The 23,119-nt window shown below is 67.8% G+C and carries 21 protein-coding genes; 6 read left to right on the top strand and 15 right to left on the bottom strand.

Annotation, left to right across the window (positions count from 1 at the left end; all coding sequences use genetic code 11):
• Positions 1–9: 9 nt before the first annotated feature.
• Positions 10–759 (bottom strand): quinone oxidoreductase family protein, encoded by a 750-nt coding sequence (locus QSK35_RS33850; protein ID WP_285751739.1) that lies wholly within the window; start codon positions 757–759, stop codon positions 10–12.
• A gap of 87 nt (positions 760–846) precedes the next feature.
• Between QSK35_RS33850 and QSK35_RS33845 the strand changes: the two genes are divergently transcribed.
• The gene (locus QSK35_RS33845) at positions 847–1,833 is read left to right on the top strand and encodes an MASE1 domain-containing protein (protein ID WP_285751738.1); all 987 of its coding nucleotides are present in this window, start codon (positions 847–849) and stop codon (positions 1,831–1,833) included.
• Here the strand turns inward: QSK35_RS33845 and QSK35_RS33840 are convergent.
• Positions 1,830–4,604 carry a helix-turn-helix transcriptional regulator gene (locus tag QSK35_RS33840; protein ID WP_285751737.1) on the bottom strand — a complete coding sequence of 925 codons (2,775 nt, stop codon included), beginning with the start codon at positions 4,602–4,604 and terminating at the stop codon, positions 1,830–1,832. The two genes, QSK35_RS33845 and QSK35_RS33840, sit on opposite strands and share 4 nt — an antisense overlap.
• Before the next feature lie 261 nt (positions 4,605–4,865).
• Between QSK35_RS33840 and QSK35_RS33835 the strand changes: the two genes are divergently transcribed.
• Positions 4,866–6,086, top strand: a complete 1,221-nt coding sequence (locus tag QSK35_RS33835; RefSeq protein ID WP_285751736.1) for a serine hydrolase domain-containing protein — start codon at positions 4,866–4,868, stop codon at positions 6,084–6,086.
• An 88-nt stretch (positions 6,087–6,174) separates the two neighbouring features.
• Here QSK35_RS33835 and QSK35_RS33830 read toward each other — a convergent pair whose 3' ends face one another.
• The 5 genes from QSK35_RS33830 to QSK35_RS33810 form a co-directional block, all read right to left on the bottom strand.
• A complete protein-coding gene (locus QSK35_RS33830) occupies positions 6,175–7,743 on the bottom strand; it encodes an alpha/beta fold hydrolase (RefSeq protein ID WP_285751735.1) in 1,569 nt (522 codons plus the stop codon).
• 69 nt (positions 7,744–7,812) lie between these two features.
• Complete coding sequence (locus QSK35_RS33825) at positions 7,813–8,235, bottom strand: DUF3237 domain-containing protein (RefSeq protein ID WP_285751734.1); 423 nt, start codon at positions 8,233–8,235, stop codon at positions 7,813–7,815.
• Positions 8,236–8,243: 8 nt separating this feature from the next.
• On the bottom strand, positions 8,244–8,966 hold the full coding sequence (locus QSK35_RS33820) for an SDR family NAD(P)-dependent oxidoreductase (RefSeq protein ID WP_285751733.1): 723 nt from the start codon (positions 8,964–8,966) through the stop codon (positions 8,244–8,246).
• A complete protein-coding gene (locus QSK35_RS33815) occupies positions 8,963–9,730 on the bottom strand; it encodes an SDR family NAD(P)-dependent oxidoreductase (protein ID WP_285751732.1) in 768 nt (255 codons plus the stop codon). The genes QSK35_RS33820 and QSK35_RS33815 overlap by 4 nt, the downstream gene beginning before the upstream one ends.
• Positions 9,731–9,815: 85 nt before the next feature.
• Positions 9,816–10,457: a TetR/AcrR family transcriptional regulator gene (locus QSK35_RS33810; RefSeq protein WP_285751731.1), complete on the bottom strand. Its 642-nt coding sequence runs from the start codon at positions 10,455–10,457 to the stop codon at positions 9,816–9,818.
• A gap of 340 nt (positions 10,458–10,797) precedes the next feature.
• On the opposite strand from QSK35_RS33810, the gene QSK35_RS33805 reads away from it, so the two are divergent.
• Positions 10,798–11,784 (top strand): PHP domain-containing protein, encoded by a 987-nt coding sequence (locus tag QSK35_RS33805; RefSeq protein WP_285751730.1) that lies wholly within the window; start codon positions 10,798–10,800, stop codon positions 11,782–11,784.
• A gap of 10 nt (positions 11,785–11,794) precedes the next feature.
• Here the strand turns inward: QSK35_RS33805 and QSK35_RS33800 are convergent, their stop codons facing one another.
• The gene (locus QSK35_RS33800; RefSeq protein ID WP_285751729.1) at positions 11,795–12,352 is read right to left on the bottom strand and encodes a hypothetical protein; all 558 of its coding nucleotides are present in this window, start codon (positions 12,350–12,352) and stop codon (positions 11,795–11,797) included.
• A gap of 160 nt (positions 12,353–12,512) precedes the next feature.
• Between QSK35_RS33800 and QSK35_RS33795 the strand changes: the two genes are divergently transcribed.
• Genes QSK35_RS33795 through QSK35_RS33785 form a run of 3 tightly spaced genes read left to right on the top strand, consistent with a single transcriptional unit; the run spans position 12,513 to position 16,066 of the window.
• Positions 12,513–13,886 carry a CBM96 family carbohydrate-binding protein gene (locus tag QSK35_RS33795; RefSeq protein WP_285751728.1) on the top strand — a complete coding sequence of 458 codons (1,374 nt, stop codon included), beginning with the start codon at positions 12,513–12,515 and terminating at the stop codon, positions 13,884–13,886.
• A 57-nt stretch (positions 13,887–13,943) separates the two neighbouring features.
• Positions 13,944–15,146 carry an MFS transporter gene (locus tag QSK35_RS33790; protein WP_285751727.1) on the top strand — a complete coding sequence of 401 codons (1,203 nt, stop codon included), beginning with the start codon at positions 13,944–13,946 and terminating at the stop codon, positions 15,144–15,146.
• A complete protein-coding gene (locus QSK35_RS33785; protein ID WP_285751726.1) occupies positions 15,143–16,066 on the top strand; it encodes a TolB-like translocation protein in 924 nt (307 codons plus the stop codon). The genes QSK35_RS33790 and QSK35_RS33785 overlap by 4 nt, the downstream gene beginning before the upstream one ends.
• Here QSK35_RS33785 and QSK35_RS33780 read toward each other — a convergent pair.
• The 7 genes from QSK35_RS33780 to QSK35_RS33750 form a co-directional block, all read right to left on the bottom strand.
• Positions 16,063–16,356: a hypothetical protein gene (locus QSK35_RS33780; RefSeq protein WP_285751725.1), complete on the bottom strand. Its 294-nt coding sequence runs from the start codon at positions 16,354–16,356 to the stop codon at positions 16,063–16,065. The two genes, QSK35_RS33785 and QSK35_RS33780, sit on opposite strands and share 4 nt — an antisense overlap.
• Positions 16,357–16,457: 101 nt before the next feature.
• A complete protein-coding gene (locus QSK35_RS33775) occupies positions 16,458–17,744 on the bottom strand; it encodes an ABC transporter substrate-binding protein (protein WP_285751724.1) in 1,287 nt (428 codons plus the stop codon).
• A 17-nt stretch (positions 17,745–17,761) separates the two neighbouring features.
• Positions 17,762–18,862 (bottom strand): branched-chain amino acid ABC transporter permease, encoded by a 1,101-nt coding sequence (locus QSK35_RS33770; RefSeq protein WP_285751723.1) that lies wholly within the window; start codon positions 18,860–18,862, stop codon positions 17,762–17,764.
• The gene (locus tag QSK35_RS33765) at positions 18,859–19,746 is read right to left on the bottom strand and encodes a branched-chain amino acid ABC transporter permease (RefSeq protein ID WP_285751722.1); all 888 of its coding nucleotides are present in this window, start codon (positions 19,744–19,746) and stop codon (positions 18,859–18,861) included. Before QSK35_RS33765 ends, QSK35_RS33770 begins: the two co-directional genes overlap by 4 nt.
• Positions 19,739–21,562, bottom strand: a complete 1,824-nt coding sequence (locus tag QSK35_RS33760) for an AMP-dependent synthetase/ligase (protein WP_285751721.1) — start codon at positions 21,560–21,562, stop codon at positions 19,739–19,741. Before QSK35_RS33760 ends, QSK35_RS33765 begins: the two co-directional genes overlap by 8 nt.
• The gene (locus QSK35_RS33755; protein ID WP_285751720.1) at positions 21,559–22,347 is read right to left on the bottom strand and encodes an ABC transporter ATP-binding protein; all 789 of its coding nucleotides are present in this window, start codon (positions 22,345–22,347) and stop codon (positions 21,559–21,561) included. The genes QSK35_RS33760 and QSK35_RS33755 overlap by 4 nt, the downstream gene beginning before the upstream one ends.
• A complete protein-coding gene (locus QSK35_RS33750; RefSeq protein ID WP_285751719.1) occupies positions 22,344–23,117 on the bottom strand; it encodes an ABC transporter ATP-binding protein in 774 nt (257 codons plus the stop codon). Before QSK35_RS33750 ends, QSK35_RS33755 begins: the two co-directional genes overlap by 4 nt.
• Positions 23,118–23,119 lie beyond the last annotated feature (2 nt).

Here is a 23,119-nt window from a genome sequence, read left to right as displayed (position 1 = left end):
GCTTCCCCTTCAGCGGCCGGGCTCAGTCAACGAGTAGTCGTCATCCACAAGGGGACGCAATCGCCCAGCCGAGGTCAACCCGAACAGCTCACTGAGTGCACGGGCGATCATCTCCGGCCGTTCGAGGCAGTGCGCGAACCAGAACCCGATGACCGCGCGCGACCCGCCGTGGATGCGTTTGAGCTCAACGGACTCCGCCCGGTCGGCGCCGTGGCAGACGACCCGGCCGAACGGGGCGACGGCGTCGATAGACGGGGAGAACATGCCTCCTGGATCGAGTACGACGTCGACCTGACGGCCGTCGTTGGCCTCGACCAGCCGTTCGCACAGCCCTTCGACACCCGCCTCGACCGCGATGTCGGCGCCCAGTTTCACGGCTCGCCGGCGGCGCAGCTGCGACGTCTCCGTGGCGATCACCTTGCCGGCGCCGAACGACCGCGCGAGCTGGACCGCGAGCGAACCGACGCCCCCCATGGCGTCGTGCACGACGATCGACTCGTCCGGCCTCAGGTGGGCGCACGTGCGCAGCAGATGCCACGCCGTCGTGCCATCCCGCACCAGGACGAGTGCCTGACCGTCCGTTATCCCCGTCGAAACGGGGAAGACAAGCCGCTCCGATACGGTGACCGTCGCGCCTTCCGGGGAATCGAGCGCGAGCGCCACCACGCGGCGTCCGTCCTCGGTGGTGCCGACGACCTCGGTACCACCTGATCGGCTGACCCGAATGGTTTCGTGACCGCTCCCCTGGCCTGTGCGCATCCATCCATCGAACGTCGGGTGCGTACCGGCCAGTAGTGCGGCTTCCACGACAACTAACGCTGGCGGGTCGCAGGACGCAGGAGCAGCATGAGATCGGTGAACGCCCCCGGCCCGAACGCGGTGGTCAGGACCGCACTGAAGATCCTGGCGGTGGCAGTCGCGTACTACGCCACCGCACAGGTTGGACTCGTTCTCGCGCTCGTCCGCAACCAGGTCACCCCGCTGTGGCTGCCGACCGGCATCTGCATCGCGGCCCTGCTGATCGCGGGCTGGCGGATGTGGCCGGGCATCGCGCTCGGCGCGTTCGCCGTCAACCTGACGCTGTCGCCGACCATCGTGAGCCTCTTCATCATCACCGCGGGCAACACGCTCGCCCCCGTCATCGCGGTCTACCTGTTGCGACGCATCGGGTTCCGCGTGGAGCTCGACCGGCTGCGCGACGCGTTGGCGCTGGTGTTCGTCGGCGCCCTCGGGGCCATGGCGGTCAGCGCGACGATCGGCGTCGGCGCGCTGAAGCTCGCCGGGGCGCTGCCGTGGAGCCAGTTCCCCGTGGCCTGGTCGGTGTGGTGGACCGGCGACGCGATGGGTGTGCTGGTGTTCGCGCCGCTGCTGCTGACGATGCCGCGCACGTGGCGGGTGGCGCCGCCGAAGCGGCTGCTCGAGGCGATCCTGCTCCTCGTGCTGACGACCGGGGTCGCGAACTTCGTGACCGAGACGACGATGAAGCTGCTCTTCCTGGTGTTCCCGCTGCTCATCTGGGCGGCGCTGCGGTTCCAGCACGCGCTGGCCGCGCCGTGCGCGTTGATCGTTTCGACGATGGCCGTGCTCGCCGCGTCGAACGGGTACTTCGCGCCGAACGCGGGCCTGCTCACGACCATGCTCGTGCTGCAGCTGTTCAACGGCAGCGTGGCGCTGACGTCGTTGCTGCTGTCCGCGATCACCCAGGAGCGCAACGACGCGCGCCTCGCTATCGAGCACGCGTGCGAGCAGCTCGCGGACACCGTGGCGCGCTACCAGTCCGGCGGCGTGCGCACCTCGCTCGGCCAGATCGTGCCGCCGGCGTCGACGTCCTAGCGCTGGTGCATCGTGTCGAGCACGCGGGCCAGCTCCAGCCGTGACGAGACGTGCAGCTTGGCGTAGATGCGCGACAGGTAGACCTCGATGGTGCGCGGGCTGTAGTGCAGCGCGGCTGCGATGTCGCGGTTGCGCATGCCCTGCTGCACCAGTCGGGCGACGTTCTCCTCGGCCTCGGTGAGCAGGCCCGGCGTCTTCGACCGGGCGCGCGGCACCTTGGCGCCGAGCGCGCGCAACCGGTTGCCCGCCTGGCGGCGCAGGCCGTGCGCGCCGAGCCGCTGGAACGTCGTGTACGCCTCGACCAGCGTCGGGACCTCGGACCCGTCGACCTCGCCGAGCGCCAGCTGGGCGCGGGCCTTCTCGAACTCCAGACCGCCGGTCGTGGCCTCGTTGATCGCGCTGTGCAACGCGTCGACGTCCTGGTCGACCAGTCCGGTGACCCTGCGGATCGCGGTCCGGGACCACGGCGACACCCTGGTCGCCGACACCTCGTGCAGCTGGGCGAGCGTGCGCCGCGCGTCGTCGAGCCGGCCCATCTCGAGGTCGAGCTCGATCAGGCGGGCGAGCAGCACGCAGCTGTACGCGGCCTCGACGTGGATTCCGACGGCCAGGTCGATGAGCTCGCGGGCCTGCTCGGTGTCGCCCTTCGCGATGAGGTAACCGGACATGGCGAGCGCGTGCAGCCGGGACATGTTCGCCGCCGTCGGCGGGCTCAGCTCGGCCAGGCGGGCGGCCACGTCGAGCTCACCGCGCCAGGTGCGGATGTCCAGTTCCATCGCCTGCATGGCCCCGAGCATCATGACCTCGCGGCTCGCCTCCAGCTCGGGCACCATCCGGCCGATCCGGTCGAGCGCGGCGTCCCAGCGCCCGCCGAGCCAGTCCAGCGCGACGCGGGCCGTGTTGAGCTCGCCGCGGAAGGCGTGGGAACCGACCTGTTCCATCAGTTCCTCGGCCCGGCGAACCCGCCACGACGCGTCGTGCACCAGTCCGGCCAGCGCGCCGGTCGACGCGCACACCGCGAGCGCCTGGAACTCGAGCACCGGCTGGCCTTCGGAGGCGCGCAACGCCCGGTTCGAGTACTCGATGGTCTGGTCGTGCCGGAACAGCATCGACGTGAGCATCGCGAGCTGCTCGTTGACCACGACCCCCTCGGCGGGCGAGGAGATCGGCAGGGTCTCGGTCCGCTTCGCTTCGGCGAGCGCGTCGTCGTAGCGGCCGTGGAACACGAGCAGCAGCGCGCGTTGGGCGTGCAGCGTCGCGGGCACCTCGCCCGCCTCGACCTCACGGTCGGCGAGCTCCATGGCCTCGGTCAACCGGCCGACGGAGAAGAGGCTCGCGATCATCGCGGTGGCGACGCGGCCGCGTTCGGTGCCCGGCGGCAGCTCCTGCAGGGCGATCTCGCCCGGTTCGATCGCGGCGGCCGGCCGGGACGCCCGCGCGAGCACGCGGCACTGCAACGCGAGCAGTTCGGCGCGTTCGGGTGCGTTGCGCGGCAACAGTTGCAGCGCGCGACCGCACAGCGCGGCGGCGGTCTCGGGCGCGGTACCGCGAGCCAGCTGGGCGGCCTCGGCGAGGACGCCCACCGCCACGAGATCGCCGGGCGCGGCCGACTCGGCGAGGTGCCAGGCCAGCTGCAGCAGGTCGACCGGCAGGCCCTGCTCGCGGTCGTCCAGCAGCCGCGAGCTGATCAGGCTGTGCAGGTGGCGGCGTTGCGCGGGCCCGACCTCCTGGTAGAGCGCCTCGCCGACGAGCGCGTGCGAGAACCGGTAGCCCTGGTCGTCGTCGCGCACGACGATGGCCGCGCGCAACAGGTCGTCGAACGCCTCGACGACGGTGCCCTCGGGCAGTGAGGCGACGCGCGCGAGCAAGCCGATCTGGTCGAGCCGGACGCGGCGGAACACCGCGACGGCCCGCGCGACGGCCCGGCTGTCGCGGGTCAGCGGCGCGACGCGGCGCAGCACGGCCTCCCGCCGGGTGAGCCGGATGGCGTTCGGGCTGACCGCGAGCCGCGCACGGTTGCCGTCGACCGTGACCAGGTCGAGCTCTTTGAGCGATCGGGCGATCTCGGTCGCGAAGAACGGGTTGCCGTCGGCACGCTGGTGCACCTCGTGGGCGAGCACCTCGTCGACCGGCGTCTCCAGGACGGCCTCGACGATGCGGGCGACATCGCTCCCGGTCAGCGGGGCGAGCTCGATCCGCATAACCTCTGCGTGCTGCTCCAAACGGTCGATCAGTTCCTCGGCCGCGGTGTTATCATCGTTCGGATGCGAACGACTCGCCGCCACCAGCACCAGCGGAGCGGCTGAGACTCGACGGAGCACCAGGGTGAGCAGCGCGAGAGAGTCGTCGTCGACGTGATCGAGATCGTCGACGAGCAACGCGGTCGGGTGCGCCGACGCCATCTCGGTGAGCACGCGGACCAAGCGTTCGGCCGCGCGGCCGAACCACGCGCCGGTGTCCTCGACGTCGGAGAGGTCCAGGGCCTGCAGCGCTTCGGCCCGCACCTTGTCGATCGGGCCGCGCGAGCTGGCACTGCGCAGCGCCGCCACGATCGCGCCGTACGGAATGCGTCTGCCGAGCACGTCGGAGTCCGACACGAGCACGCCGTAGCGACGTTCCCGGAGCCGGCGGGCGAGCTCGCCGAGAAGGCTCGTCTTGCCGATCCCGGGCTCGCCGGAAACGCGCACCGCGACCAACCCCGTGGCAGGCGCGCGGTCGACGCAGTCGAGCACGGCCTTCAGCTCTGGTTCGCGTCCAACGAGCGGCAACACCGCATTCCTGATCGGCGTGTCGACGATGACCTCCCGGCAGCCGTGGCGGTGGGTTACTCAGTCTTCCATGTGGGTGTATCTGTTCGACAAGTAGCGGTTTGCGTACCCAGACGAACACGCAGCGTGTGCCTGTTCGTCCGTGTGAGGTCAAACACGTTAGCCGCTAAGTGTTCCCTACTAATCCGTGGTTCCTCTGAGTGATGTCGTTCTCTCAGTTGTAACCGACGGCCGCCGCCGCAGCCCCGGACGAGGAGAGGGTCAATGTCGATCCAGGGAACCTGTGCCCCGCAGTTCAGCGAGGTGCGCGCAGAATTCGAACGCAACTTCGCGGAGCGGGGCGAGGTCGGAGCCTCAGTCCACGTGACCATCGACGGTGAACCCGTCGTCGATCTCTGGGGTGGTGTAGCCGACCCCGCCACGCAACGCCCGTGGACCGAGGACACGGTCGTGCACGTGTGGTCGTGCACCAAGGGCGCCACGGCGCTGTCCGCGCACATCCTCGCCTCGCGCGGGCTGCTGGACCTGAACCAGCCGGTCTCCTACTACTGGCCGGAGTTCGCCCGGAACGGCAAGGAGAACGTGCTGGTCAGGCACCTGCTGAACCACTCGGTGGGTCTGCCGGCGCTGCGCGACTGGCTGCCCGCGGGCGCGTTCTACGACTGGGACGTGATGACCTCCGCGCTGGCCGCCGCCGCCCCGCTGTGGGAGCCCGGCACCCGCCACGGCTACCACGGCCTGACGTTCGGCTTCCTCGTCGGCGAGGTCGTCCGCCGCGTGACCGGCGTGTCGCTGGGCCAGTTCTTCGAGAAGGAGGTGTCGGGCCCGCTGGGCCTGGACTTCTGGCTGGGCCTGCCCGAGGATCTCGAGCCGAACGTGGCGCCGACCATTCCGGTGGACCCGACGCAGCCCGGAATCCTGCTGCCGTCACTGTTCATCACCGCATTGACGCAACCCGAGTCGGTACCCGGCCTGATGTTGCTCAACAACGGCGGCTACATGGCGCCCGGCGAGTCCGACTCGCGCGCCGCGCACGCCGCCGAAATGGGTGCCATCGGTGGCATCTCGAATGCGCGGGGCCTGGCAGGGATGTACCGGCCGCTGGCTTTGGGTGGTTCGTACAACGGCGTGCGACTCGTTTCCGAGGAACAGATTCCGCAGATGTCGGCCGTTTCCGTGTCCGGCCTCGACGCCGTGGTGATGGTGCCTTCGCGGTTCGGGCTCGGGTTCCAGAAGGCCACCGACAACTCTTACCTGGCACCGAACGACCGTGAGGGCTGGCTGGTGCCGGAGGAGGCGTTCGGGCACACCGGGATGGGTGGCTCGTACGGGTTCGCCGACCCCAAGGCTCGGCTGTCGTTCGGGTACACCATGAACCGGCAGGGGCCTGGGCTGTCGGTGAACGAGCGGGGCCAATCGCTGATCGATGCCGTGTACCGGACGTTGGGGTACAAGCAAACGGGCGGCGGCACCTGGTTCGCCTGACCTGAACGGGTGGCCGGAAGGTAAGACGTAAGGGGCCGGAGGGTAAGACTCGCGCGAGTCTTACCCTCCGGCCCCTTGAGTCTTACGTTCAGTACGGCTGCTCGGCCGTCGCGATCTCCGTGAACAGCTCGGCCAGCGGCTTCTCCGACTGGATGCCGGGCTGCACGTTCTCCGCCACGTCGGTCCCAGGGCACGTGGTCCGCGAAGCCGGCAGCACGCCGGACACCAGATACTTGTTGACGAGCTTGTCCACACAAGCGTTGCCGCGCAACGCATAGTGCCCGTGAATCCCGGAGTTGGACACACTGATCAACGGCTCCCGCAGGTGCTCGGCCATCGCCTGCCCGTTGGCATACGGAGTCTGAATGTCGCCGTCGGAGTTGATCACCAACCCGGTCGGATACTTCCGAGTGATCGGCGGAATCAGCTCGGGCCGCTCGAACGACCGGAACGTGCAGTTCTGCGGCGCGCCATACTCGACAGTGCCGCCGTACGGGTGGTTGTCCCGGTAACGCCGCATGTCCGCGTAGTACGACTGCACGTCGGTAGACCAGTCCCACTCGCACGTAACGGCGTAGTAAGTCCCAGGCGAGGTCGGCTCGATGTCCATCTTCGCCAGGGCCGCGGTCATGGCGTGCGTCTGCGCCGGGTCAGCGGACCCGACCTTGAGCTGCTGAACGTGCCGAGCGAACGAAGCCCACGTGTTGCGGTACCGCGTGGCCGGCCCGATGGCGTTGTCGAACCCGGACTGGTCCTGGTAACCGCCGTAAGGACCGGACACCAGCCGCTGCGCGATCTTCTCGACCTCGCCGCGTACGGCGGAAGCCGTGGTACCCAGGCCGTAAGTGCTGTTGCGCGCGGCGACCCACTCGGTCCACTTGCGGAAGTTCCAGACGATGGCGTCGACGACATCAGGATCGGAACCGTGCCACGTCTTGTTGGGGTCGAGCGCGGAGTCGAGCACCGAGCGGTCGAGCTTCGCCGGGAACATCGACCCGTACACCGAACCGAGGTGCGTGCCGTACGAGTAGCCCAGGTAGTTGAGCTTCTTCTCCCCCAGCGCGCCGCGGATGACGTCCATGTCGCGCGCGGTGTTCATCGTGTTGATGAACCGGCGCATGTCACCGCCGCCGCGCTGGCAGTTCGTCTCCTGCGCCCGCGCGTAGTCCGTCCAGTTGGACAGCTGTGCCTCGGTGGGGCGCGTCGGGAACTCGTCGTCGCTGGACGTGGTGATGCACAAGAGATTCGTCGACCGGCCGACGCCGCGCGGGTCCATGCCGATGACGTCGTAGACCTGTTGCGCCTCCTGGCCGTTGAGCCAGTTGACCAGACGCAGGCCGCTGCCACCGGGACCGCCTGGGTTGGTGAACAGGATGCCGCGCCGGCGCGCGGGATCGGCGGCCTTCTTCCGGGAGATCGCGATCTCCAGGTTGCCGTCGTCAGGCTTCTTGTAGTTCAACGGAACGACGACGGTCGCGCACTCGACGCCCGTGGACGGGGTCACCCAGCCGGCCGGGCATTCGGCCCAGTTGACCGGCTGGGTGTAGAAGGAGTCGAGGTTCTTCGGGTGATCAGCTGCGGCTTGGACGGGTGTCACTAACAGTGATGCGGCGAGCGGGGCGGCCAGCGCCGCCGCGCCCCAACGGGATCTGCGCACGTTTTCCTCCGATCAACGTCGGCGAAAACGTATTCTTGACTCGCGCGTCAGAAAACCCTCCGATCGTCGCTAGCGCACCTCGAAGAGCTCGTATACCAACATCGCGCCGTCCAGCCGGCCCTTCGCGATGGCCTGGACCTTGTTCAGCCAGCGGTAGCGGTCGTCACCGGTCTCGAACAACGGCGCGGCGTAGAGCGGCGACGTGCCGGGGCCCTTCGACACGTCCGTGCGACCGCTGTAGTGGATGAAGATCAGCGCGCCGTCGTCGGTTTGGAGCACCGACCGCACGTCGAGCGTCGCCGTGCCGTCCGGGCCGATGACCAGCCAGTCGGCGGTCGAGGTGCCCTTCATCTTGCCGCGCAGGCGTTCTCCGGCGATGTCACCGGACTCGACCTCGTAGACCAGGCGGTCGCCGACGGGCGTTTTGGGCAGTACGAACGGTTTGCGCAGCACCGCGGTCATCGTGCCGAGCGGGACGAGTTCGATGGTCATGGTTTCCTTCACAGCATCGAGAGGCCGCCGCTGACGGCCAGCGTGTGCCCGGTGATGAACGAGGCGTCCTCGGACGCCAGGAACGCGATCGCGCCGGCGATCTCGTCCGGGGAGCCCGCGCGCTTCAGCACGGTCGAGTCGATCATGGCCTGGGCGAGTCGCTTGCCCAGTTCACCAGCGTGGGCCGCCTCGCCGTGCAACATCGGTGTGTCTACGGGGCCGGGCGCGACGGCGTTGCACCGTACGTTGTAGCGCGCGGCCTCCATCGCGATCGCCTTGGTGAAGCCGAGCAATCCTGCCTTGGCGGCCGAATAAGGCGCTCCCGCAACGGTTCCGCCGCGGCCAGCCTCGCTGGAGACGTTCACGATCACGCCGCTGCGGCGTTGCTGCATGCCTTTGAGGACGACGTGCGTGCACGCCATGGCGCCGACGAGGTTGACCTTGAGGATGAAGTCCCAGTCCGCGGGTGTGGTGTCCACAAAGAACTGGAAGTGCGAGTTGCCCGCGTTGTTGACGAGGATGTCGACTTCCCGGTGGCGCAGTGCTTCGTAGACCGCGTCGGTGTCGGTCACGTCGAGCGTGATCGCGACACCGCCGATCTCGTCGGCGATCCGTTCGGCATTGTCGCCGTTGAGGTCCGCGACCACCACGCTGTGGCCGTCCTTCGCGAGCCTGCGCGACACGGCGGCGCCGATGCCGGAGCCGCCACCCGTGACCACCGCGGTCGTCATGCGATCGTCCCGCCGTCGACGACGATGATCGATCCCGTGGTGTAGCTCGCCGCCTTGCTCGCGAGCCACACGACGGTGCCCGCGACCTCGTCGGCCTCACCGACGCGGCCGAGTGCCGTCTTCGCGATCACGCTCTGGTGCAGCTCGGGCGTCTCGACGATGGCTTTGGAGAAGTCTGTGTTGATCACTCCGGGCGCGACGGCGTTGACCCGGATGCCCTGTGGGCCGAGCTCGCGCGCGAGCGTCTTCGTCGCGCTGATCATCGCCGCCTTGGCCGCCGAGTAGAGGCCCATGAACGGCTCGGCCTTGAGGCCGGCCGCGGACACGATGTTGACGACCGAACCGCCGCCGTGTCCGAGGCCGGCTTTGACCGCTGCGCGGGTGAGACACAGCGGGGCCCTCACGTTGACGTTCATGATCTTGTCGAACAGCTTGGGCGTGACGTCGATGAGCGGCGCGAAGGGCGCGCTCGCGCCGGCGTTGTTGACCAGGACGTCGATCCGGCCGAACCGGTCGGTGACGTTCGCGACGACACCGGGGATCTCGTCCTCGTGGCTGATGTCCGCGACGATGGGCAGCGCCTCGACCTCGAACTCCCGCTCGATGTCGCTGACGACGGTCTTCGTCGCCTCGGCGGTGCGCGCGACGACGGCGACGCTTGCGCCGGCGCGGGCGAGGCCGCGCGCTGTCGCGAGGCCGATGCCGCGGGTACCACCGGTGACCAGGGCGACGTGGCCTACCAGGGAGAACGGATTGCTCGACATGTCGCCGAAAGTAATCGACACCGTGTCGACTCAGAAGTCGTGCGCCTTATCTGCTGCGAAACCCCGTACACCCGCCGGAGGGCCGCTAGTCCGAGGCCCCGTACACACTGCGGAGCCACACCGAGGTGAGCGTCTCCACGAGCTCGCGGTCGCGCGCCGCCGACTTCCGGCCGAGCGACATGTTGTAGCAGGCGGACTCGTTCATGCTGATCAACACGTTCGCGAGCATCCGCGCGTTGGGCGGTCCGGGCACGGCGACGCCCGCCGCGCGTTCGATCTCGATCTGCTGCGCTGTCGAGTCGATGAAGCGGTGCGCGACGTCCGCCCAGAAGTCGCGCATCATCGAGTTGGTGTCTCGAGCGCGAACGGCCGCGCGCAAAACCGGCCCGTGCTGGCGCCACAGTGCGACGGTCGCGGCGATCGCGCGGCGGATCGAGTCCGCCGGGGGTTCGCTGCCGCGGCGCAACCACATGGCGGCGGACTCGTAGAGGCCTTCGGAAACGCGTTCGGACAGCGCGTACAGCACCGCCTCACGTGATTCGAAATGGAAATAGAAGGTCGATCGCGAGATGCCCGCGCCCGAAGTCAGCTCGTCCACCGCGATCTCGTCGAGGGACTTCGTTTCCAGCAGCCGTTCGGCCGTGTCGAGAATGGCCTGCGAAGTAAGATCACCTTTACTTCGCTTCCTCCTCGAACCGGCTGAGCTCAACGGGGCGCGCTGGGACATGCAGCACATCTTGATGTATGCCGCCGGATCACCGAAAGCGACCCTCCTACGGGATCGATTCAGACGGAAAGATGCTGACCAGAATGGTTTAAGAATGTCGTTCGGCACGAAACCGACTGTCGTCCTGGCGCGAAACCGTCTTGCGGCCCGGTAATCCGCGCCCCCTGTCGGGTTCGTGGTTGTCAACGGCCCGTTCGCTCGCGCGGTCCGGGATTTCGCGGAACGAACCGGCCCTGCCGATCGTTGCGCCAGGAGGAAGCGCGCGGGGGGCAAGCGGGAAGCACGCGGGCCTGTGGACAACTGGTGTGCGTAATCCGGCCACACCGGGTAGGAATGGATCGTGGATCCGCTACGGGCACTGCGGCAGGTCGCGTTCCAGCTGGAACGCGCGGGCGAGCCGACCTACCGAGTGCAGGCGTTCCGCAAGGCCGCGGCGGTGCTCGGCTCACTCGACCCGGACGAGGTGGCCCGTCGCTCGCGGCAGGGTTCGCTGACGGACCTGGCCGGCATCGGCAAGGCGACGGCGGGCGTCGTCGCCGACGCGCTGGCCGGCCGCGAACCCGCGTACCTCGACAAGCTGCGAAAGGTGGAGATCGCCGGAGGAGACGAGCTCCGCGCCCGGCTGCGCGGCGACTGCCATACGCACTCCGACTGGTCGGACGGCGGCAGCCCCATCCGGGAGATGGCCGAGGCGGCTCGCGACCTGGGCCACGAGTGGATGGCCCTCACGGACCACTCCCCTCGCCTGACCGTCGCGAACGGCCTGTCCCGGGATCGCCTGCTGAAACAGCTCGAGGTGGTCGCCGAGCTGAACGTCGAACTGGCGCCGTTCATGATCCTGACCGGGATCGAGGTCGACATCCTCGACGACGGCAGCCTCGACCAGGACCCCGAGTTGCTGGAGCGACTGGACGTCGTGGTCGCGAGCGTCCACTCGAAACTCCGCATGCCGCACGCCGAGATGACCGAGCGGATGCTGACCGCGGTCGCGAACCCACACGTCGACATCCTCGGGCACTGCACCGGCCGGCTGGTGGTGGGCAAGGGGCGCCCGGAGTCCACTTTCGACGCCGCCGCGGTGTTCGCCGCGTGTGCCGAGCACGGGACGGCGGTGGAGATCAACTCGCGGCCCGAACGGCTGGATCCGCCGCGGCGGTTGCTGCGGATGGCCGTTGAGGCCGGGTGCATGTTCTCGATCGACAGCGACGCGCACGCGCCAGGGCAGCTCGACTGGCTCGGGTACGGGTGTGCACGGGCCGAGGAGTGTGGCGTGGAGGCCGATCGGGTGATCAACACGCGGCCCGCGGCGCGGTTGCTGACCGGCTGACGGGGTGAGGTCAGCAGGCGATTTCGGCTTCCGTGGACGCCTGCAAAAGGTGGTCGTGCCAGGAGATCAGCGGTCCCGGTTGCTCCACTGCCCGCCGCCACGCCGCCCGGCACAGTTCCAGCACCGGCTCCGGATCCCAGGCGGCGACCAAATCCGAAAGCGGCGAATCCGCCAGCGAACCGAGCGCGTACCGCCGCGAAATCCCGGCACACAAAGGCACCACGGTTCCATCCGCCTCGACGACCAGCGGTGAGGTTCGCAAAAACGACTCCTGGCGCGTCAACAGCGCCGCGCGGGTCGTGACCGAGAACTCGACGTCGACGGCGTACTCCTCGGCGATCCGCCGCACGAACACCGAAGCCCGAATCAGGTCGACGGCATCGGCTCCCACGGGAAAAACGCGGATCCGCCGCGCGCCGGCGCCGACGGCGTGCGCCGCCGAACCCATGACATCGGTGAGCGACCGGATCTCTGCGATCCCCGCACCCGCATACGACTCGACGGGCACGACCAGCGACGCGCCGGCCGACTGCCAGCGCGGAGAGCGGACCTCCAACATGCCGGACATGAGGAGCGGCAACCGCGGCAGATACACGGTAAATCGATTCTGAGTCCGAACGGGCGAAGCCCGGACAGTTCGCCGCGTGTTCACCGCAGGTCCCCCGTGCGATCATCGGGAGCTGTCACCGTCTCCGTCGCCCTTGTCCGGCAACAGGAAGCGAACAGGCATGTTAGGTCGTAGGGTCCTGCTCCCCACGCTGGCCGCCGCCGTGCTCACCGCCACCACCATCACCGTGATCGCTTCGAACAGCCAAGCCGCCGCCACCACCTTCACCCCCACCGCCGACACCTACGTCGACAACTCCGCAACCTCAACGAACTTCGGCACGTCCGGTCAGCTGGGCGTGGACAACTCGCCGATCAAGCGGACGTTCCTCAAGTTCAACGTCACCAACGTCAGCGGCACGGTGACGAGCGCCAAGCTGCGTCTCCACACCGACGACGTCGCGGGCTCCCAGAGCTCCAACGGGGGCACGTTCAGGACGCTGACCGACACCGCGTGGTCGGAAACCGGCGTCACCTGGAACAACCAGCCCGCGATCGACGGGGCCACGATCAGCACCCTGGGCAGCGTCGCGCGCAACGCCTGGTACGAGGTCGACGTCACGAGCCAGGTCAGCGCGAACGGCACGTTCTCGTTCGGCATCACCAGCACCAGCAGTGACGGTGCCGACTACGACTCCCGGGAAAGCGGCACCACCGCGCCGCAGCTGGTGATCACCACCGGCACCACGACGACGACCACGACGCCTCCGCCGAGCGGCGACCCCGTGCTCGTGGGCGCGGGCGACATCTCGAACTCCGGTTCCGGCGACAGCGCCACCGCGGCGCTCCTGGACAACATCCAGGGCACGGTGTTCACCGCGGGCGACAACGTCTACGACAGCGGCACCACCACGGAGTTCAACACCTACTACAACCCGACTTGGGGCCGGCACAAGGCGCGTACCAAGCCGTCGCCCGGTAACCACGACTACAACACCAGCGGCGCCTCCGGTTACTTCAACTACTTCGGCTCAGTGGCCGGCGCCAACGGCTACTACTCCTACGACCTCGGCAACTGGCACATCGTCAGCCTCAACTCCAACATCAGCATGGCCGCCGGTTCCGCGCAGGAGCAGTGGCTGCGCCAGGACCTCGCCGCCAGCACCAAACCCTGCACCGCGGCGTACTGGCACCACCCGCTGTACACCAGCGGCGCCAACCACGCGCCGTCCACCTCGACCCGGCCGCTCTTCCAGGCGTTGTACGACTTCAACGCCGACCTGGTGATCACCGGGCACAACCACCAGTACGAGCGGTTCGCACCGATGAACCCGACCGGCGGCCTCGACACCGCACGCGGCATCCGCAGCTTCGTCGCGGGCATGGGCGGCGCCAGCCACTACTCCTTCGGCACCATCCAGCCCAACAGCGAGGCGCGCAACAGCGACACCTACGGCGTCCTGAAGTTCACCTTGCACAGCAACAGTTTCGACTGGCAGTTCGTCCCCGAGGCGGGCAAGAGCTACTCCGACAGCGGCACCACCAACTGTCACTGACACCCGCTGCCGTGCCCCCGGACCAACGGGGGCACGGTTCCCCGGAGGAGCCGCCGCGTGTATCTATCCACATTGGACAAGCCGAAGACCACCAACTGGAAGGGCATCAGCGGCAACGTCTTCGCGCTCGGCACGGTCAGCCTGATCACCGACGTGTCGTCGGAGATGGTCGCGTCGATCCTGCCGCTGTACCTCGTCATCGGACTCCAGCTCAGCCCCGCCGCGTACGGCGTGATCGACGGCCTCTACACCGGCGCCACCACACTCCTGCGTCTGGTCGGCGGGTACGTCGCCGATCGCACCACCAAGCGAAAAGCCGTGGCGGGCACCGGATACGCGCTCTCCGCCGTCGCCAAACTAGGACTGCTCGCCGCGGGCAACGCCACCACCGTCCTCGGCCTCGTGATCACCGCGGACCGCGCGGGCAAGGGCCTGCGGACCGCACCACGCGACGCGCTCATCACCCTGTCCACACCGGAGAAGGACCTCGGCCGCGCGTTCGGCGTGCATCGCGCCATGGACGGCATCGGCGCGTTCGCCGGACCACTCGTGGCGCTCGCGGTGCTCGCCGCGGCGAACCAGCAGTTCGACTCGGTGTTCGTCACGAGCTTCTGCATCGCGACGCTCGGCGTCATCGTCCTGATCCTCTTCGTCCAGGACAAGCAAGCCGTCACCGCACCGAAGGAACGCCTCAAACTCGGTCTGCTCAGGGATCGCAAGGTTCAGAAACTCGTTCTCGCCGCGAGCATCCTAGGCATGGCGACCATCGGTGACGGGTTCGTCTACCTGCTCATCCAGAAGCGCGAGAACCTCACCATCGGCTGGTTCCCGCTGCTCGCGGTCGGCACCAGCCTCGGCTACCTGCTGCTCGCGGCACCGCTCGGCGCGCTCGCCGACCGCATCGGCCGTAAGAAGATGCTGCTCTGCGGCTACGGCGCGCTGGCCGTCGCGTATCTCCTGATCCACGGCCCGATTACCGGCTGGCCGTTGGTCGTCATGGTCATCGCCCTCTACGGCGTCTTCTACGCGGCCACGGACGGCGTGCTGATGGCGCTGGCGGGACCGGTGCTGCCGGAACGCCTGCGCACCACCGGAATCGCGCTGATCCAAAGTGGACAGGCACTCGCCTATCTCGGTTCGAGCGTGCTTTTCGGGCTCGCGTGGCAGTTCTGGGGACCGGAGACCGCGACCCGGATCGCCGCGGCCGCCGTGGTCGTAGCGGCAACCGCCACCGCGGCCCTGCTGAGGAGCACCAAGTGAAGATCGTGATCGCCGTGGTGTCGGCCGTCCTCCTGGCGGCCGTCGCCATCGGCTACACCAAGCTGAACGCCGGCCCGAAGGCGACCGCGGACTCCGTCAAAGTCACCGGGCAACAGCTCATGGTGCTCAGCAACGGCCGGCTCTCCACGGTCAACCGACAAGATCCCGGCGGTCCGCGCGACATCACCGACCAGCGCTGTGACCGCGCGTACGCGTCGGGCGGCACGATCGCGTGCCTGCGGCCGGTGGGCGCGCTCAAGGCCGGCGAGTTGGCCGTGCTCGACGCGAACCTCAAGGAGCAGCGCACGATCCCGCTGACCGGGTTCCCCAACCGCGCCCGCGTGTCGAAGAGCGGGCGCATGGTCGCGTGGACGCTGTTCGTCGACGGGCATTCCTACGCCGCCAACGGTTTCTCCACCAGCGCGGGCATCCTCGACACGAAGACCGGCACGCTCGTCAGGAGTCTCGAAGAACTCACGCCCGACCAGGCGACCGACACCAACTACTGGGGCGTCACGTTCGCCGACGACGACAACCGGTTCTACGCGACAATGTCGACCGGGGGCCACCGATTTCTGATCGAAGGCGACTTCGCGGCGCGCACAACGAAGCAACTGTTCGACAATGTCGAATGCCCTTCGCTGTCGCCGAACGGCAAGCGCATCGCGTACAAGGCGGCGGTCGACGGCGACCCACAGAAGGGCTGGCGCCTGAGCGTCCTCGACCTCGACACCAAGAAGGTCACCGCGACGGCGGAGACCCGCAGTGTCGACGACCAGCCGGCGTGGCTGGACGACCACACGATCGCCTACGGCATGCAGCGCAGCGACGGCGTCAACGACGTGTGGGCCGTGCCAGCCGACGGCACCGGAACGCCCAGCGTCCTGGTCCCCGAGGCGAACTCCCCCGCGCCGCTCTAACCCGGCAGCGGCCTCATCCGGTCCGGCATGTGCGCGCGTAACGAGTCCCGCAATGTCTCCACGTCGAGAGCGTCCAGCAGAACCTCGGACGCACCGCACACCAGAGTCGCCTCGCCCGCGGCGAGAGGCTCGTAGCGGAACTCCGGGACGGAGCAGGGACAAGCGCCGTTGATGGCTTCGATCAATTGGCCGGCTCGCGGGTACGGCAACCTGGCGCTCCACTGCGGAGCAGCCGGTTCGCGGAAGAAGAGCCGTAACCCACCAGTCGCACGACGGATCTCGACATGCACGAACGTCAACGTACTCTTCGCGATCAAACGACGGCCAGCTCAACTCACCCGTTCGCGGGAACGAAAGGGAGCCACCTCACACCGGTGGCTCCCCGTGACGTTCACTGGTAACAGGGCTTCTCGAACTTGAAGTCCTTCGCGGTGGACCCGGTGAAGAAATCCTCCACCAGGGTGACACCCGTGGGAGCGCCGTCATCCGGGCGGTAGATCAACGACTGTCGGACGACGTTCTCGTCGGGCTTGCCCTTCTGCTTGCCCGCACCGGCCGGCAACATTCCCTCGTAGTCGACCGAGTCGAGCTGTCGAACGGCGTTCAGCAATCCCGAACGCGTGAGGTCCTTGTTGTCGACGGCCTTCTGCAGCGCTGCCTTCAACGGGTACGCCCACACCCAGCCCGCGGTGTAACCGTCATTCGGCGTCACACCGGGCAGGGCCGCGCGCATAGCGGTGTGGCCGACGGACTCGGTGTTCCACGCCTTCCACGGCGCGGACTGCATGTACAGCGCCTTGATCGCGGGCGCGGCCGGCGATTTCAGGAGCCCTGGGTTCCACGTCGGCGACGTGCCGATGAAGCGGCCGGTGAAGCCGCGCGCGGCGGTCTGGCCGACGATCACGGCCGCGTCGGTCGGGCCGGTGGTGAGGATCACCAGGTCCGGCTTGCCGGACACGATGGCGTCGATCGCGCCGCCCTGGTTGTCCTGACCCGTCTGGGTCTTGACGTCGGTGAACTTCAGGCCGCGCTTCTCGGCGGCGCGCTTGGTGCCCGCGGCGGCGTCGTCGCCGTAGTCACCGGCCAAGTGCACGGCCATGACGGACTTGACGCCCATCTTGTCCACCGCGTAGTCGACCGAGTTCATCGACTCGATGCAGTAGTTCGTGCCGGACTCCAGCACGACCTCTTCGTGGCCCCACAACGATGTCCACGACGCGGGCACGGACACCAGCGAGGTGTTCTGCAGGTCCGGCAGGATCGCCGCGGTCGTCGGCGAGCCCAGGGTCTGGGTCAGCGCCAGCACCTTCGGCTTGATCTCCTGGTAGACCTGGTTGTGGATCTGCGGGTTGTACTTGTTGTCCTTGACGTACGTCGTCACGTCGATCTCGTAGCCGCCGATGCCGCCCTGGTCGTTCACGCGCTTCCAGAACGCCTTCTGCGCGTCGGTGATCGGTACCGCGAGAGTCTTGAATGGACCTTCAGTCAGGTCCGAGATGGTACCTAGGTAGATACAGCCCTTGGACTTGTCTTTGGCCTGAGGACACGCTTCCGAAGTGACGCCGGCGTCGACCTTGATGCCGCCCTTACCCTCATTGGGTTGGGCGCCGTCACCACTTCGACAGGAAGCCAGTGCGAGCAGCGCGACGAACACTGCCGCCAATCGACTGGGGGACATGGGCTTTCTCCCTTTGCTCAGTACGAGAACGGCCAGGTGCGCCAGTAGTTGCGGACACGCACCCAGATGCCGAACAACCCACGTGGTTCGACGATCAGGAACACGATCAGCAGCACCCCGTACAGCACGGCCTCCAGCTGGAAGACCGTGAAGTTCCCGGTGGCGTCGCCACTGATGAACGGCAGCACCGCGGGCAGCTCCCTGGTGATGCGTGGCAGCAACGTGATGAACAGGGCACCCATGATCGCGCCCGAGATGGTGCCCGCGCCGCCAATGAGCACCATCGCGATGTACTGCACGGACAACAACAAGCTGAACGAGCCAGGATCGAAGAACCCGTTCACCACGAACAACAACGCGCCCGCGACACCCGCGTAGAACGACGAGATCGCGAACGCGAGCACCTTGTACTTCGTCAGGTCCACGCCGATCACCGACGCGGCCAGGTCACGGTCGCGCACCGCCGCGAACGCCCGGCCGATCCGCGACCGGACCAGGTTCCGCGCCAGCACACCGAAGATCACCAGCAGCACGAACATCAACAGGTACAGCTGCTGCGGGCCCGTCAAAAAGGCACTGTTGCGATCGAGCCTGACACCGAACAACTCCGGGACCGCGGCGGGACGGCCGACACCGGGCCCACCCGTCAGCTCGGTCCACTCCCGGAAGACGTGGTCTCCCAGGAAGACCAGGCCCAGCGTCACGATCGCGAGATACAACCCGCGCAACCGCACGGCCAGCGGCGCGACCAGCACGCCGAACAACGCCGCCACCAATCCTGAGGCCAGCAACCAGATCGGCAACGACGTGATGCCGAACCCGATCACCCGGCCGTTCGGGTTCCCGGACAGCGCCGCACCCGTGTACGCACCGATCGCGAGGAAGAACGCGTGGCCCAGCGACACCTGACCCGCGTATCCGGTCACGATGTTCAGCCCGATCGCGCCGATCGCCGCCACGAACCCGGTCGCGAGCAGCTGTAGCAGATCGTCGGTGATCATGAACGGCAGCAGCAAAGCCACGATCAGCAGCGCACCGGAAGCGATCCGTTTCGGCCGCGTGTTCAGGAACGCCATGTCCTGCGCGTAAGACGTGTAGAGCTCCGGACGTCCTCTCACAGCCGCTCGACCTCCCTCTTGCCGAACAGCCCGTACGGGCGAACCAGAAGCACCAGCAACATCAACGCGTACGGCGCCACAAGAGCGAAGTTCGGCCCGAGCCACGGCGCGAAGGAACCCTGATACGTACCGACAAGAGACTCGATCACGCCGACCGCGAGCCCGCCGATCACCGCGCCGCCCAACGACTCCAGCCCGCCGAGGATGATCGCGGGCAACGCCTTCAACGCCACGATCCACAGCTGCTGGTCGACCCCGGCACCGGTCGCGACGAACACGCCCGCCAGAGCCGCGAGCCCACCGGCCAGCGCCCACGACAACGCGAACACCGACCCGACCGAGATCCCCTGCGCCAGCGCGACTTCCTGGTCGTACGCCACGGCCCGCATCGCGAGACCGACGCGCGAGTACTGGAAGAACGCGAACAGCGCGACGGTCACCACGGCCGTCGTCCCGAACATCACCAGGTACCGCGACTGCACGTCGACCCCGAGGAAAGTCACAGTGGACAGTCCCCAGGGATCACCGACCTGCCGCACTTCCAACCCGATGAACGCGTTCGTCACCACCCGCACCACGACGTCCACGCCGATCGTGATGATCGCGACCACGAACACCGGCTTGCCGACCATCGGCCGCAACACCGTGCGTTCCACACCCAACGCCAGGAACGCGATGATCACCGCGGCCACCGCGACCGCGCCGAAGAACCCCGTTACCGGAGCCAGATAGGAGACCAGCACCGCGCCGGCGAGCATGAAGGCGGGCTGCGCGAAGCTGATCACCTGCGTGGACTTGTAGATGATCACGAAGCCCAGCGCCAGCAGCGAGTAGATCGACCCGGTGCCGAGGCCGCGCACGAGCGACTGCAGGAACTCACCCATACATGTCCTCCACCAGCGGCTCGAACATCTTGTGCAGGGCAGACCGTTTCACCTTCTGGGTGGCGGTGAGCTCGCCGTCCTCGTGGTCGAGCTCCTTGGGGAACATGCGGAACTTCTTGATCTGTTCCACGGACGCGAACCGCGAGTTGACCGAGGTGACGATCTCCTGGACGAGCTTGAGCACCTCCGGTTTCTCGGATAGGTCGCGGTAGGTCGTGTACGGAATCCGGTGCTGCTGCGCCCAGTGCCCGACCGTCTCGTACTCGATGCCGATCAACGCGGTGAGGTACGCGCGCTGGTCGCCGACCACCACGGCCTCCTTGATGTACGGCGAGGTCTTGAGCGCGTTCTCCAGTTCGGACGGCGAGATGTTCTTGCCGCCCGCGGTGATGATGATGTCCTTCATCCGGTCGGTAATCTTCACGTGCGTTCCGTCGACCCACTCGCCGACGTCGCCGGTGTGCAACCAGCCGTCCGGCGACACGGCACGGGAAGTTGCTTCCGTGTCACGCCAGTAGCCCGCGAACACACCGGCGTGCCGCGTCTGGATCTCTCCGGTCTCAGGATCGATCCGGAGCTCCACGCCGTCGTGCGGCTCGCCGACCGTGCCGACCTTCACGCGGCCCGGCCGGTTCGCCGTGGCGATGGCGCTGTTCTCGGTCATGCCGTAGACCTCGTGCATCGGCACCCCGATGCCCATGAAGAACTTCAGCACCTCGGGCGCGATCGGCGCGGCGCCGGACGACGCGTACCGCACGCGCCGCATCCCGATCCGCGCGCGCAACGCCCGGAAGCAGAACAACCAGCCCAGCCCGTACAGAAGTCGAGACGAACCGGTGTGCTTGCCACCGGACTCGACCAGAGCGGCACCGATCCGGTCCGCGACCCGCAGCCAGAACCGCGTCGAGGTCCGTTTGAGCCAGGACGCCGACGAGACGCCGATCGTCACCCCCGCCAGGACCTTCTCCCAGATCCGGGGCACTCCGAACAGGATCGTCGGCTGCACCTCGCGCAGGTTCGCCTGCACGGTCTCGATCGACTCCGCGAAGTGCACCTGCACGCCCGACGACGCACTGAACCACGTCGTGAAGATCCGCTCGGCCACGTGGCACAGCGGCAGGTACGACAGCGTCATGTCCTTTTCGGACGGTGGCGGTGACGTGAACCCACCGCCCTCCACCAGGACGCCGATGGCGAACTCGACGTTCGCCACGGTCAGCATGGCGCCCTTGGGCGGCCCGGTGGTGCCGGACGTGTAGATCAACGTCATGATGTCGTCCGGCGACGTTTCGGCCATCCGCGCGGGCAGTTCGGCAGGGAACTCGTCGCGGTGCGCGGCACCCAGCGCGAGGAAGTCGTCCCACCAGAGCAACTTCGGGTTTTCGTAACGGTTCCGGATACCCCGCGGTTCCAGGTAGACGATCCACTCCAGTTCGGGCAGCTCGTCGATGACCGCGAGCACCTTGTCGACCTGCTCCTGGTCCTCGGCGATCAGCACGCGCGCACCGGAGTGGCCGAGCAGGTAGGCGACCTCGGACGGCGGGTTCGTCGGGTACAGCCCGACGGTGATCGCCCGGACGGCCACGGTGCCGAGGTCGGCGTAGAGCCACTCGCGACGGTTCTCTGAGTGAACGGCAACACGATCACCCGGTTGGACTCCGAGTTTCAACAGGGCGTGGGCGACGAGTTCGACATTGGCCCAGTAGCGGGCCCACGTCACCTCCTGCCAGATGCCGAAGTCCTTGGCGCGCAACGCGACCCGGTCCGGCATCGAGGAGGCCCGGTCACGCACCCGAGTCACGACGGTTTTCGTCACGAGACACCTCCGGCGGTGCGGTGCTGCTCCCCCAGGTACGCCCGGATCACGTCCGGGTCCTCCTGGACCTCCTGCGGCGTGCCGGTGCGGATCGGCTTGCCGAAGTCCATGACCATCACGCGGTCGGCGAGGTCCATGACCAGTCCCATGTCGTGCTCGACCATGACCATCGGGATGCCGAGCTCCTCGCGGATGTCGAGGATGAACCGCGCCATGTCCTCGGTCTCCTCGACGTTCATGCCGGCCACCGGCTCGTCGAGCAGCAACAGCCGCGGCTCCATCGCGAGCGCGCGGCCGAGCTCGACCCGCTTCTGCACGCCGTACGGCAGCAGCCCGACCGGGAACCGGCGCCACTGCTCGAGCTCCAGGAAGTCGATCACATCCTCGACCGCGGAGCGGTTGGCCAGCTCCTCGCGCCGCGCCCCGCCCGCCCAGACGAACGCGGACAGCGCGCCGTACCGCATGTGGTTGTGCCGCCCGAGCATCAGGTTCTCGACGACGGTCAGGTTCGAGAACAGCTCGATGTTCTGGAACGTCCGTGCCAGACCGAGGCCGGCGATCCGGTGCGGCCGCATGCCGACGAGCGACTGTCCTTCGAAGAGCACGGTCCCCTGCTGGGGCCGGTACACGCCGGACAGGACGTTGAAGATCGACGTCTTGCCGGCGCCGTTCGGCCCGATCACGGCGAAAAGTTCGCCTTGCTCAACACTGAACGAAACGTCGTCGACCGCGACAACGCCTTCGAACGCGAGGCGAATGCTCGACACTTCCAGAACCACGCTCACGACAACCACCGCTTCCGCCGCTTGTAGTGCTTGACGGAGCGGAACGACTCGGTGGTCAGCCCGAGGTAGAACTCGCGCACGTCCTCGTCGGCCAGCAGCTCGGCGGCCGGCTTGTCCATCACGACCTTGCCGGTCTCCATGACGTACCCGTGGTCCGCGATCGACAGCGCCATGCTGGCGTTCTGCTCGACCAGCAACACGGTCGTCCCGAGCGAGTTGATCTTCACGATCAGGTCCCGGATCTGCTGCACGAGCAGTGGCGCGAGGCCCAGCGACGGCTCGTCGAGCAGCAGGTAGGACGGGTCGGACATGAGCGCGCGGCCGATCGAGAGCATCTGCTGCTCGCCGCCGCTGAGGTACCCCGCGGACTGTCTTCGCCGCTCGCGCAGCCGCGGGAACAGCTCGTACATCCGGTCGAGGTTCTCCCGGACGCGGGACGCGGCGACGTGCCCGCCCACCCGCAGGTTCTCCTCGACGGTCAGCTCGGCGAGGATCCGCCTGCCCTCCAGGGCCTGCTTGACTCCCAATGCCGCTATCTTCGCTGGTGGAAGCCGGTGGATCGGTTCACCGTCGAGCGTCACCGACCCCTTGGTGACCTTGCCGTCGTGCACGTCGAGCAGGCCGGAGAGAGCTCGCAACAGAGTCGTCTTACCGGCTCCGTTGGCCCCGAGCAGGGCGACGATCTTCCCGGCGGGCACCCGCAGGCTCACGCCTCGGAGCACCAGCATCACGTCGTCGTAGACCACCTCAAGGTTGCTGGCCTCGAGCACCG

Origin of the sequence: Lentzea sp. NBRC 105346 (genome assembly GCF_030269605.1) — a bacterium.
Classification (GTDB): Bacteria; Actinomycetota; Actinomycetes; order Mycobacteriales; family Pseudonocardiaceae; genus Lentzea.
The sequence above is the reverse complement of the archived record's forward strand: the minus strand, read 5'-3'. Positions and strand labels throughout refer to the sequence as shown.